The following is a 12,827-nucleotide window of genomic DNA, read 5'->3' on the forward strand; positions in this document are numbered from 1 at the left end:
GCCGTTTTCTTTTGCACGATTTTGATGTGGCACCAATAAAAACAAGGTGCAATGCACCAACTTGATAATTGGGGTTCAATGATCACGTTTTATTTGCTATTCCATTGATTCGTCGCGTATATTCCGAATTCCGGCGCTTTTTGACGCGCGTAGCATCGAGCGTTGAGCGCGCCGTCGCGGTTGTGAATCGCACTGCGGCAATAGAAAAATGGTTTAACGGCCTGCCCGGCCCCTCACAGACGGTGTCCCCATGAACGACCACCAGCAACCGACTCACCCGGTTCCCGCCGCGCAAGGTCTATACGACCCGCAAAACGAGCACGACGCCTGCGGCGTCGGCTTCGTCGCTCACATCAAGGGCAAGAAAAGCCACGAGATCATCGAGCAGGGTCTGAAGATTCTCGAGAACCTCGACCACCGGGGCGCCGTCGGCGCCGATCCGCTGATGGGCGACGGCGCGGGCATCCTGATCCAGATTCCGGACGGCTTCTATCGCGAGGAAATGGCCAAGCAGGGCGTGGTGCTGCCGCCGCACGGCGAATACGGCGTCGGCATGGTCTTCCTGCCGAAGGAACACGCGTCGCGTCTCGCCTGCGAACAGGAACTGGAACGCACGGTGAAGGCCGAGGGCCAGGTCGTGCTGGGCTGGCGCGATGTGCCGGTCGACCACACCATGCCGATTTCGCCCACCGTCAAGGCGAGCGAGCCGCTGATCCGCCAGATCTTCATCGGCCGCGGCAAGGACATCATGGTGACGGACGCGCTCGAGCGGAAGCTGTACATCATCCGCAAGACCGCGAGCCACCGCATCCAGGCGCTCAAGCTCAAGCACGGCAAGGAATACTTCGTGCCGTCGTGCTCGGCGCGCACGGTCGTCTACAAGGGCCTGCTGCTGGCCGGCCAGGTCGGCGTGTATTACCGCGACCTGCAGGACGAGCGCACGGTGTCGGCGCTGGCGCTAGTGCACCAACGCTTCTCGACCAACACGTTCCCGGCGTGGGAACTGGCTCACCCGTACCGCATGATTGCCCACAACGGCGAAATCAACACGGTGAAGGGCAACGTCAACTGGCTGAACGCGCGTACCGGCGCGATCGCGTCGCACGTACTCGGCGACGATCTGCCGAAGCTTTGGCCGCTGATCTATCCGGGCCAATCGGACACCGCCTCGTTCGACAACTGTCTCGAACTGCTGGTGATGGCCGGCTACCCGCTCGTCCACGCCATGATGATGATGATCCCGGAAGCCTGGGAACAGCACACGCTGATGGACGACAACCGCCGCGCGTTCTACGAATACCACGCCGCGATGATGGAGCCGTGGGACGGCCCCGCTGCGATCGCCTTCACCGACGGCCGTCAGATCGGCGCGACGCTCGACCGTAACGGCCTGCGTCCGGCGCGCTACATCGTCACGGACGACGACCTGGTCATCATGGCGTCGGAAGCCGGCACGCTGCCTATCCCTGAGTCGAAGATCGTCAAGAAGTGGCGTCTGCAGCCGGGCAAAATGTTCCTGATCGACATGGAACACGGCCGCATCATCGACGACAAGGAACTGAAGGACAACCTCGCGAACGCCAAGCCGTACAAGAGCTGGATCGACGCCGTGCGCATCAAGCTCGACGAAATCGAGCCGAAGGCCGAAGACGTCGTGACGGAGCGCCGCGAAGCCGCCGCTTTGCTGGATCGCCAGCAGGCGTTCGGCTACACGCAGGAAGACCTCAAGTTCCTGATGGCGCCGATGGCGCAAGCCGGTGAAGAAGCCGTTGGCTCGATGGGCAACGACTCGCCGCTGGCAGTCATGTCCAACAAGAACAAGACGCTGTATCACTACTTCAAGCAGCTTTTCGCGCAAGTGACGAACCCGCCGATCGACCCGATCCGCGAAAACATGGTGATGTCGCTGGTGTCGTTCGTCGGTCCGAAGCCGAACCTGCTGGACACCAACAATATCAACCCGCCGATGCGTCTCGAAGTGTCGCAGCCGGTGCTCGACTTCAAGGACATCGCGAAGATCCGCGCGATCGATCAGTACACGGGCGGCAAGTTCAGCTCCTATGAACTGAACATCTGCTATCCGGTGGCGTGGGGCAAGGAAGGCATCGAAGCGCGCCTCGCCTCGCTGTGCGCTGAAGCCGTGGATGCGGTCAAGTCCGGCTACAACATGCTGATCGTGTCGGACCGCAAGACCGACCGCGACAACGTCGCGATCCCGGCGCTGCTGGCTACCGCCGCGATCCACACGCACCTCGTGCAGCATGGTCTGCGCACGAGCGCGGGCCTGGTCGTCGAAACCGGCTCGGCGCGTGAAACGCACCACTTCGCGCTGCTCGCGGGCTACGGCGCGGAAGCCGTGCACCCGTACCTTGCGATGGAAACGCTCAGCCAGCTCGCGGCCGGCCTGAAGGGCGACCTGTCGGCGGAGAAGGCGGTCTACAACTTCACAAAGGCTGTCGGCAAGGGCCTGATGAAGGTCATGTCGAAGATGGGCATTTCGACCTACATGTCGTACACCGGCGCGCAGATTTTCGAAGCGGTCGGTCTGGCAGAAGACCTGGTGGTCAAGTACTTCAAGGGCACGTCGTCGAAGGTCGGCGGCATCGGCCTGTTCGACGTCGCGGAAGAAGCGATCCGTCTGCATCGCGATGCGTTCGGCGACAACCCGGTCCTCGCGAACATGCTCGACGCCGGCGGCGAATACGCGTACCGCGTGCGCGGTGAAGAACACATGTGGACGCCGGATGCGATCGCCAAGCTGCAACACTCGGCACGCAGCAACTCGTATCAGACGTACAAGGAATACGCGCATCTGATCAACGATCAGACCAAGCGTCACATGACGTTCCGCGGCCTGTTCGAATTCAAGTTCGACCCGACCAAGGCCATCCCGCTCGACGAAGTCGAATCGGCGAAGGACATCGTCAAGCGTTTCGCCACCGGCGCGATGTCGCTGGGCTCGATCAGCACGGAAGCGCACGCCACGCTGGCGGTCGCGATGAACCGCATCGGCGGCAAGTCGAACACCGGCGAAGGCGGCGAGGACGTGAACCGTTATCGCAACGAACTGCGCGGCATTCCGATCAAGAACGGCGACACCATGAAGTCGGTGATTGGCGACGAAGTGATCGTCGACATTCCGTTGAAGGAAGGCGATTCGCTGCGCTCGAAGATCAAGCAGGTGGCGTCGGGCCGTTTCGGCGTGACCGCGGAATACCTCGCGTCCGCCGATCAGATCCAGATCAAGATGGCGCAAGGCGCGAAGCCGGGCGAAGGCGGCCAGTTGCCGGGCCACAAGGTGTCGGACTACATCGGCAAGCTGCGTTACTCGGTGCCGGGCGTCGGTCTGATTTCGCCGCCGCCGCACCACGACATCTACTCGATCGAGGACCTGGCGCAACTGATCCACGATCTGAAGAACGCCAACTCGGCGGCCAGCATTTCGGTGAAGCTGGTGTCGGAATCGGGCGTCGGTACGGTTGCCGCGGGTGTCGCCAAGGCGAAGGCCGATCACGTCGTGATCGCCGGCCATGACGGCGGCACGGGCGCGTCGCCGCTGTCGTCGGTGAAGCATGCCGGTACGCCGTGGGAACTGGGTCTCGCCGAAACGCAGCAAACCCTGGTGCTGAACCAGTTGCGCGGCCGTATCCGCGTGCAGGCCGACGGCCAGATGAAGACCGGCCGCGACGTCGTGATCGGCGCGCTGCTCGGCGCGGACGAGTTCGGTTTCGCGACGGCACCGCTCGTCGTCGAAGGCTGCATCATGATGCGCAAGTGCCACCTGAACACCTGCCCGGTCGGCGTCGCGACGCAAGATCCGGTGCTGCGTGCGAAATTCCAGGGCCAGCCGGAACACGTCGTGAACTTCTTCTTCTTCGTTGCGGAAGAAGCGCGCGAAATCATGGCGCAACTGGGCATCCGCAAATTCGACGACCTGATCGGCCACGCCGAACTGCTCGATATGAAGAAGGGCATCGAGCACTGGAAGGCGAAGGGTCTCGACTTCTCGCGCGTGTTCTATTTGCCGCAAGTATCGGCTGAAGTCGCGCGCAAACATGTCGACGTGCAGGACCACGGTCTGGACAAGGCACTCGACCACACGCTGATCGAGAAGGCGAAGGCGGCGATCGAGAAGGGCGAGCACGTCTCGTTCATCCAGCCGGTGCGTAACGTGAACCGTACGGTCGGCGCGATGCTGTCCGGCACGATCGCGAAGAAGTACGGCCACGACGGCCTGCCCGACGACTCGATCCATATCCAGTTGAAGGGCACCGCGGGCCAGAGCTTCGGCGCGTTCCTCGCCAAGGGCATCACGCTGGATCTGGTCGGCGACGGCAACGACTACGTCGGCAAGGGCCTCTCGGGCGGCCGCATCATCATCCGTCCGACCAACGATTTCCGCGGTAAGTCGGAAGAGAACATCATCTGCGGCAACACGGTGATGTACGGCGCGATCGAAGGTGAAGCGTTCTTCCGCGGCGTGGCAGGCGAGCGCTTCTGCGTGCGTAACTCGGGCGCGACGGCGGTTGTCGAAGGCACGGGCGACCACGGTTGCGAATACATGACGGGCGGCACGGTCATCGTGCTCGGCGAGACGGGCCGTAACTTCGCGGCCGGCATGTCGGGCGGCGTCGCCTACGTGTACGACCCGGACAATACGTTTGCGGGCAAGTGCAACAAGTCGATGGTCGCGCTCGATCCGGTCTTGCAACAGGCCGAACAGGAACGCACGGTCGACAAGGGCCTGTGGCACTCCGGCACGACGGACGAAGCGCTGCTCAAGGGACTCATCGAGCGTCACTTCCAGTTCACGGGTTCGCCGCGCGCCAAGGCGCTGCTCGAAAACTGGGACGCATCGCGCCGTCAGTTCGTGAAGGTGTTCCCGACCGAATACAAGCGCGCGCTGGGCGAAATGGCCGCGAAGAAGGCGAACAAGGAAGTGCTCGCCGCCTGATCCGCAACGCTGTTCATCAGCAAGACGTCACCTTTAGCCGTACCCGCCGCGTGGCGCCGTTGATCGGTCGCACGCGGCGGGTGTAGATCACCCCACCTGATTAGATAGAGAAGAGAACCACATGGGCAAGGCAACCGGTTTTCTCGAGTTCGAACGCCGCCACGAGGCGTACGAAGCTCCGCTCACGCGTGTGAAGCACTACAAGGAATTCGTCGCCGCACTGACCGACGACGAAGCGAAGATTCAAGGCGCACGTTGCATGGACTGCGGCATTCCGTTCTGCAACAACGGCTGCCCGGTGAACAACATCATCCCGGACTTCAACGACCTGGTGTTCCATCAGGACTGGAAGAACGCGATCGAAGTGCTGCACTCGACGAACAACTTCCCCGAGTTCACGGGCCGCATCTGCCCGGCACCGTGCGAAGCGGCCTGCACGCTCGGCATCAATGACGACCCGGTCGGCATCAAGTCGATCGAGCACGCGATCATCGACAAGGCATGGGCCGAAGGCTGGGTTGCGCCGCTGCCGCCGAAGCACAAGACCGGCAAGAAGGTTGCCGTCGTCGGTTCCGGCCCCGCGGGTTTGGCCGTCGCGCAGCAACTCGCGCGCGCGGGGCACGATGTCACGGTGTTCGAAAAGAACGACCGGATTGGGGGCTTGCTGCGTTACGGCATTCCCGACTTCAAGCTGGAGAAGTGGCTGATCGATCGCCGCATGCGCCAGATGGAAGCCGAAGGCGTGACGTTCCGTGCCAACGTATTCATCGGCAAAGCGGATTCGCTGCCGGCGCATATCGGCAACACCGCGAAGGAAACCATCACGCCGGATCAGTTGAAGGAAGAGTTCGACGCAGTGGTGATCGCTGGCGGTTCGGAAACGCCGCGCGATCTGCCGGTGCCGGGCCGCGAGCTGGAAGGCATCCACTACGCGATGGAATTCCTGCCGCAACAGAACAAGGTCAATGCCGGCGACAAGGTCGCGAACCAGCTGCTCGCGAAGGGCAAACATGTTGTCGTGATCGGCGGCGGCGATACGGGTTCGGACTGCGTGGGCACGTCGAATCGTCATGGCGCGAAGAGCGTCACGCAGTTCGAATTGCTGCCGCAGCCGCCGGAAGAGGAGAACAAGCCGCTCGTATGGCCGTACTGGCCGATCAAGCTGCGCACCTCGTCGTCGCATGACGAAGGCTGCTCGCGTGATTGGGCGGTCGCGACCAAGCGCCTTGAAGGCAAGAACGGCAAGGTCGAAAAGCTGATCGCGGCGCGCGTCGAATGGAAGGACGGCAAGATGCAGGAAGTGCCGGATTCCGAGTTCGAAATGAAGGCCGATCTGGTGCTGCTCGCCATGGGCTTCACGCAGCCGGTGTCGCCGGTGCTCGAGGCGTTCGGCGTCGACAAGGACAATCGCGGCAATGTGCGTGCGTCGACGGAAGGCGAGAAGGCGTATTACACGTCGGTGGACAAGGTGTTCACCGCGGGCGACATGCGTCGCGGTCAATCGCTGGTGGTGTGGGCGATTCGTGAAGGCCGTCAGTGCGCGCGTTCGGTCGACGCGTTCCTGATGGGGCATTCGGAACTGCCGCGCTAAAACGTCTCCGGCCGGTTTTCGCGCCTGTGTGCGGAAACCGGCTACTGCTTGCAGGAAGAGGTGGAGACGACAATGTGCCGCGTCAGCGGCGCATCAAGCGGTAAAAAACAAAGCCGGGCACCTGTGAGGGTGACCCGGCTTTTTAACTTCAGCGTGCGGCGGCGCTATGTGCGTGACCTACCATATCGCGCCAAGGTCAGTCCATCGAGATCGATCTCTGGCTTGCGGTGCGTGATCAAATCCGCGACCACGCGCCCCGAACCCATCGACATCGCCCAGCCTGTCGAGCCGTGCCCGAGGTTCAACCACAGTTTCTCCACGCCGGACGGACCGAGCAGCGGCGCGCCATCGGGTGTCATCGGACGGCGGCCGACCCAGAAATGCGCCGACGTGGGATTGGCCGCGTGAGGGAACCAGTCGCTCAACACTTTCATCAGCGTTTGCAGGGCCTGTTCCCGCAAAGTGATCTGGCGATTGCCAAGTTCTGCAGTGCCGGCCACCCGCAAGTTGTTGCCAAAACGCGTGATCGCCGTTTTCAGCGATTCGTCCATCAGCGCGGCGCGCGGGGCTTTTTCTTCATCGGTGACGGGCAGCGTCGCCGAATAGCCTTTCACCGGATAAAGCGGCACCTTCACGCCGAGCCGCGCGAGCAGTGCCGCACTGTCGACGCCCAGCGCCACCACCACGGCATCCGCGTACAGCGACTCGGCGCCGCGCTCGCTCTCGATACGCACCGCGCGCAGCGCACCGCCTTGCACATCGAGCGACGTCACCCGCGTGTCGAAGCGAAAGCGCACGTCGTTGCGCTCGCAGATCGCGCGCAGTTCGCGGGTGAAGCGGGCGCAATCGCCGGCTTCGTCGTCGGGCAGGTAGACACCCGAGAGCGGCGCCTGACGCGCCCAGCGCAAGCCCGGCTCGATCTCGACGCACTGCGCCGCGCTAACCTCACGATGCACGATGCCCGCGTCGCGCAACACGGCAAGCGCCGGCTGCGCGAGTTCGACGTCGTACTCGCTGCGGAACAATTGCAGATAGCCCTGGCTGCGTCCATAGTCGAACGGATGGCGGCCGCGGAATTCGTGCAGACAATTGCGGCTGTAGTAAGCAATGCGCTGCATGCGCTGCTTGTTGACGCGAAACCGTTCGAGATCGCATTCACGGAGCCATCGCGCGATCCAGCGCCACTGCGCCGGATCGAAGGTCGGGCGAAAGATGAGTGGCGAGGCCGGCTTGAACAGGTACTTGAGAATCTTCGCCGGCATGCCGGGCGCGGCCCAGGGTGTCACATAGCCCGGCGCGATCACGCCGGCGTTGCCGAAACTGGTGGAGAGCGCGACGTCAGGTTCGCGCTCGATCACGGTGACTTCGCAGCCCTGCTGGCGCAGGTAAAAAGCGGTGGCGACGCCAATGACGCCGCCGCCCAGAACAATCGTTTTCATGTATGTGTACTGCGGATTCAGGCGGCAGGGCGAGTCGCGCCGAGTACCTTGCCCTTGGTTTCGGGCAGACACGAGGCGGCGACGATCACGAGCAGATAGCCCGAGCCGGCCACGATGCCCATCGCCTTCACCAGCGTCATGGTTTGCGACAGTGTACCGACCAGAATCGGAAAGAACGAGCCGAGTCCGCGTCCGAGGTTGTAGCAGAACCCTTGTCCCGAGCCGCGTATCGCGTTCGGATAAAGCTCCGACAGATACGCGCCCACGCCCGCGAAAATCCCTTGCACCACGATGCCGAGCGGAAAGCCGAGCGCGAGCATCATGCCGTCGGTGATCGGCAGCATGGTGTAGAACATGCCGAGCACGAAAGAGCCGATCGCAAACAGCACGAACGAGGCGCGCCGGCCGATCTTGTCACACAGAATCGCGCCGACGATATAACCGGTGAACGAGCCGACGATCAGCACGATCAGATAGCCACTGGTGTTGAACACCGACAGATGGCGCACGGTCTTCAGATAGGTCGGCAGCCAGGTGGTGATCGCGTAATAGCCGCCGAGCATGCCGGTGCACAGCGCGCTGCCGAGCAGGGTGGTCTTGAGGTGATCGCCCGAGAAGATCTGCAGGAAATGCGAGGTGTCGAAACCGCTCTCACGAGCCCGGCGCGTTTCAAGAAAGATATCCGGATCGCTGACGTTGCGCCGAATGTAGATGATCCACGCGGCGGGCAGCAGGCCGATCCAGAAGCAGGCGCGCCACGCGTACTGTTCCGGCAGCAACGCGAAGAACGCCCAGTAGATGATGGCCGCCGCCGCCCAGCCGAACGACCAGCTGCTTTGCACGGTGCCCACGGCTTTCGCGCGATGCTGAGGCGAGCGAATGGTCTCGGCCATCATGATCGTCACGACCGACCATTCACCACCGAAGCCGATGCCCTGCAGCGTGCGCGTGGTGAGCAGCTGCCAGAACGAGTGCGTGAAGCCGGACAGAAAGGTGAAGAGCGCGAAGGTGGCGATGGTCCACTGCAGTACGCGGATGCGGCCGTAGCGGTCGGCGAGTATGCCGGCGAGCCAGCCGCCCGCCGCCGACGAGATCAGCGAACTGGTGGCGATCATGCCGGCTTCGCTTTTGGTCATGCCCCATGTCGCGATCAGCGTCGGAATGAGGAAGGAGTAAATCATGAAGTCGAAGGCGTCGACCGCGTAACCGCCGAAGCCGGCGTACAGAGTGCGGCGTTCGCGCTGGGTCAGTTCGGTGAACCATTGGAGAGAAGGCATGTTTTGTTGTGGTCTCCAGGGCTTGTTGGCCTGCCGTCGGCTTGAATGTGGGGTGTTTGTATTCTAAGGGGATGGGGCGTCGTGGGGCCAGTTGTGGTCAAAAATGGCAGGCAACGGTAAGAAACCGTTAAGAGATGAAAAGCCGGAGAAATCTTGCCGAGGAAAGGCCAGAACCACAGCCGGGCCGGCGATCGCGCGGTTCGGGCGATGCGCGCGAAGATCTTTTTCCTTACCAACTACTACCGTGTAACCCAAACATTATTTGCCGTGGTTAAACTGCGCTCGCAGCGCCGATGCTGCGATTAATCACTCACGCCCGCGCCAGCCACGCCGAATGCATGCTACCGCAAAAACCTGCTCGCCATCCCGTCGCTCCGCGAGCACGTTCCCGCGGGCAAGCCAGTTCTCAGACGAGGCGCCGCTGACCTCGCGCCGCGCTTTTCTGAAGCGCTCGGCCAGCCTGCTGCTGGTTTCCGGCGTGGGCAGCTCGCTGCTGTCCGCGTGCGGCGGCGGCAATCTCGACGTCGATCAGCCGGCCACGCCGCGCCTTGCGTCGGTCGATAACTTCCGCGACCTGGCGGGAGCGGCCGCGGGTTATCCGACCGTCGACGGCAAACAGATGCGCCGAGGCGCGTTCTATCGCGCGAACGCCTTGACGCTGAACGCCGCCGACCAGGCTACGATCGACCGGCTCGGCATTGCCTCGGTCTACGATCTGCGCACGCCTGGTGAAATCGCGCGCACTGCCGATATCTTGCCGAGCAACGCGACCACCCAGACGCTCAACGTGCTCGGCATCACGGACTTCGTGGCGTCGCCCTTCGACACGGCGGGCGCGGCTGTCGCGTTCATGGAGACGCAGGCGCGCGGCTACGTCACCGGCGCCGCCCAGCGCGCCGCTTACGGTGCGCTGCTGACGAGTCTCGCCGACGGGCCCGGCGCGCAACTCTTTCACTCCAACGCGGGCAAGGACCGCACTGGCTGGGTCGCGGCACTGCTGCTGAGCATTGCGAACGTTCCGCTCGACGTCATCATGCAGGACTATCTACTGAGCAACGTCTATCTAACGCCGTCGATCAAGGCGCAAACCGATGCGCTGCGCGCGCGGGACGGCGACGCCGTCGCTTCCGCCGAAGCACCGCTGATGAATGTTCAGGAAAATTATCTGCAGGCCGGGTTCGACCAGGTGCAGGCGAGCTACGGCACGATGGTGAGCTATCTGACGCAAGGCCTCGGCGTCTCGCAGACGACCATCGACACCTTGCACAGCCGCCTGGTGGTCTGAGGCGTCACAGCCGCGCGCCGCGCGTTCGACACGAAAAAAGCGGGCAAAAAAAAGTCCGCCCCCAATGACTGGGCGGACAGAGAAGGGCGGCATCGAGGTTGCCGGGGGCGACTATAAAGCCGCCGCGCCTGCAATGGTTCATCCAGTAAGGACGCGTAAGCGCCCGCCCAACTTCTCTCACGTCAACGCCGGCACCACCGGCAATTCGATCCGCACTTCCAGGCCGCCCTGCGCATGATTACGCACGTGACACCGTCCGCCGCGATCGTGCGCGAGCCGCGCGACGATCGCGAGGCCGAGCCCGCAATGGCCTTCGCCGCCACGCGCGGCGTCGAGCCGGACGAACGGCTTCATCGCGGCGGCGATGCGGTCGTCGGGGATGCCGGGACCGTGGTCGCGCACGCTGATCACCCAATGGCCGTCAGTGCGCGCGGTGGCGATATCCACCGGCGGCGCACCGTGTTCGAGCGCGTTGTCGACGAGGTTCGTGACCAGCCGGTCCAGCAGCGTACGCGGTAACCTGAACGCCGAACCGGCGCGCAGATCGAGCGTGAAGAGCGGCGTTTCGGTGCTGTCGCTGGCGGAGAACTGTTCCTGCAAAAAGTCGTCGACTTCGACCGGCGGTCCGGCGTCGGCGGACTGGCCCGCGAATTCGAGAAACTGCTGGACGATGTTGGTGAGCGAGTCGACATCGCGGATCAGACCGGCGCGCTCGTTTTCCGCCACCAGCACGCTCGCGCGCAGCTTCAGCCGTGTGAGGGGCGCCTTCAGATCGTGCGCGACGCCGGCCAGCATCACGGCCTGGTCGTCGCCCGCTTCGTTCAGGCGCCGCATCATGTCGTTGAACGAACCGATCAGATCGCGCAGTTCACGCGGGCCTTGCACTGTGACGGGTTCCGGACGTCCGCCCGAGCCGAACGCGCGCGCGGCGTCGGCGACGCGCGAGAGCGGCCGCTGCATCTGCCAGACTGCGAACAGCGAGAGGATCAGCGCGGCGAGCAGCATCGAGATCGATTCGATCAGAAAGCGCGGGCGCGGCGGCACGTCGACCGGCACCACGACCCAGTTCGACTTGCCGGGAAACAGCACCCATAACTGCGGCGGCCGCAGGTCGTCGACGGCGATCTGTGTGCCGGGCGGCAGGTTCTCGCGCAGATGCCGGCTCAGTTCTTCCAGCGGACGCTGAGTCGGCTGGTGCAGATGCACGCTCGCCGGCATGTTCCAGGTGGGCACGAGATGCACGCGCATGGCGGGCGCGAGCGCCGCGCCTTTCATCGGCTCGCCGTTGATGGCCTGCAGCACCAGCAGGATGCCGCGCGCGAAGCCGTCGATTTCATGGCGCGGCGGCTGCATCACCACCAGCACGAACCAGCCGGCCTGAATTGCGAACAACACCGCCGCCGAGAGTAACGCCATTCTGCCGAACAGCGTGTTCAGCGGGTTTTTCATGCGCTTGAGGCGGCCTCGTCGGCGAAGGGCGTGCCGTCGGCGTCGGGCACGAAGACGTAGCCTTTGCCGCGCACCGTCTGCACGTAGCAGGGATTCGACGGGTCGTCTTCGATCACGCGGCGCAGGCGCCAGATCGGCACGTCGAGGCTGCGGTCGCGGAAGGCGAGATTGTCGCGATGCACGAGATCGTGAATCAGCACGCGCGACAGCACCTTGTACGGATTGTTGACGAAGATCTTCAGGAGCGCGAACTCACTGTCGCGCAACGGCAGCTTCGAGTTGTCGCGGCACAGCGCACGCGTGGCGAAGTCGAGCTCGAACGGGCCGAAGCGATACGGCTTGCGGGCTTCCGGCGCGCTCGTGGTGGACGGCCCGCGCCGACGCAGCACCGTGTGGATGCGGGCGAGCAATTCGCGCGGATCGAACGGCTTGGTCAGGTAGTCGTCCGCGCCGAGCGAGAGCCCGACGATGCGGTCGGCCACCGTGCCGCGCGCGGTCACGAAGATCACCGGAATGTCGTCGCCGGCGGCGCGCAGCGCGGTGAGCGCGCGCAAGCCGTCGGTGTTCGGCATCATGATGTCGAGCACGACGACGGACGGCCGCTCGCGTTCGAGCCGGCGCTGGAGATGCGTGCCGTCGTGGAGCACGGACGCGTCGAAGCCGTTCGACTGCAGGAACTTGCAAAGCAGATCGCGTACGACCGGATCGTCGTCGACGATGAGGACCTGTGGATTCATGGCGAAATTTTAGACTGGCGCGCGTGACGCGCGGCCGACTGTTTTCTTACCAATGCTTACGTCATGCCGCGCTGCATCGGGCGGCTCGCTTGTCA

7 protein-coding genes are annotated in these 12,827 nt (G+C 63.6%); 3 read left to right on the top strand and 4 right to left on the bottom strand.

Annotation, left to right across the window (positions count from 1 at the left end; all coding sequences use genetic code 11):
• The first annotated feature begins 250 nt into the window (after positions 1-250).
• Positions 251-4,954, top strand: coding sequence for a glutamate synthase-related protein (locus PQR42_RS29945; RefSeq protein WP_408388718.1), 4,704 nt, complete (start codon positions 251-253; stop codon positions 4,952-4,954).
• Positions 4,955-5,075: 121 nt separating this feature from the next.
• The gene (locus PQR42_RS29950) at positions 5,076-6,545 is read left to right on the top strand and encodes a glutamate synthase subunit beta (RefSeq protein WP_408388720.1); all 1,470 of its coding nucleotides are present in this window, start codon (positions 5,076-5,078) and stop codon (positions 6,543-6,545) included.
• Positions 6,546-6,709: 164 nt separating this feature from the next.
• Here PQR42_RS29950 and PQR42_RS29955 read toward each other — a convergent pair whose 3' ends face one another.
• Entirely contained in the window at positions 6,710-7,984 is a 1,275-nt protein-coding gene (locus PQR42_RS29955) for a D-amino acid dehydrogenase (protein WP_408388722.1), read from the bottom strand.
• A gap of 17 nt (positions 7,985-8,001) precedes the next feature.
• Positions 8,002-9,261: an MFS transporter gene (locus tag PQR42_RS29960; RefSeq protein ID WP_408388724.1), complete on the bottom strand. Its 1,260-nt coding sequence runs from the start codon at positions 9,259-9,261 to the stop codon at positions 8,002-8,004.
• 334 nt (positions 9,262-9,595) lie between these two features.
• Between PQR42_RS29960 and PQR42_RS29965 the strand changes: the two genes are divergently transcribed.
• Positions 9,596-10,546 carry a tyrosine-protein phosphatase gene (locus tag PQR42_RS29965; RefSeq protein WP_408388726.1) on the top strand — a complete coding sequence of 317 codons (951 nt, stop codon included), beginning with the start codon at positions 9,596-9,598 and terminating at the stop codon, positions 10,544-10,546.
• A 177-nt stretch (positions 10,547-10,723) separates the two neighbouring features.
• Here the strand turns inward: PQR42_RS29965 and PQR42_RS29970 are convergent, their stop codons facing one another.
• Together PQR42_RS29970 and PQR42_RS29975 are read right to left on the bottom strand one after the other, a co-directional pair.
• Positions 10,724-11,995 (bottom strand): ATP-binding protein, encoded by a 1,272-nt coding sequence (locus PQR42_RS29970; protein ID WP_408215271.1) that lies wholly within the window; start codon positions 11,993-11,995, stop codon positions 10,724-10,726.
• Entirely contained in the window at positions 11,992-12,732 is a 741-nt protein-coding gene (locus PQR42_RS29975; RefSeq protein WP_408215273.1) for a response regulator, read from the bottom strand. Before PQR42_RS29975 ends, PQR42_RS29970 begins: the two co-directional genes overlap by 4 nt.
• Between the last annotated feature and the right edge of the window lie 95 nt (positions 12,733-12,827).

The organism is Paraburkholderia sediminicola (genome assembly GCF_046027355.1).
Classification (GTDB): Bacteria; Pseudomonadota; Gammaproteobacteria; order Burkholderiales; family Burkholderiaceae; genus Paraburkholderia; species Paraburkholderia sediminicola_B.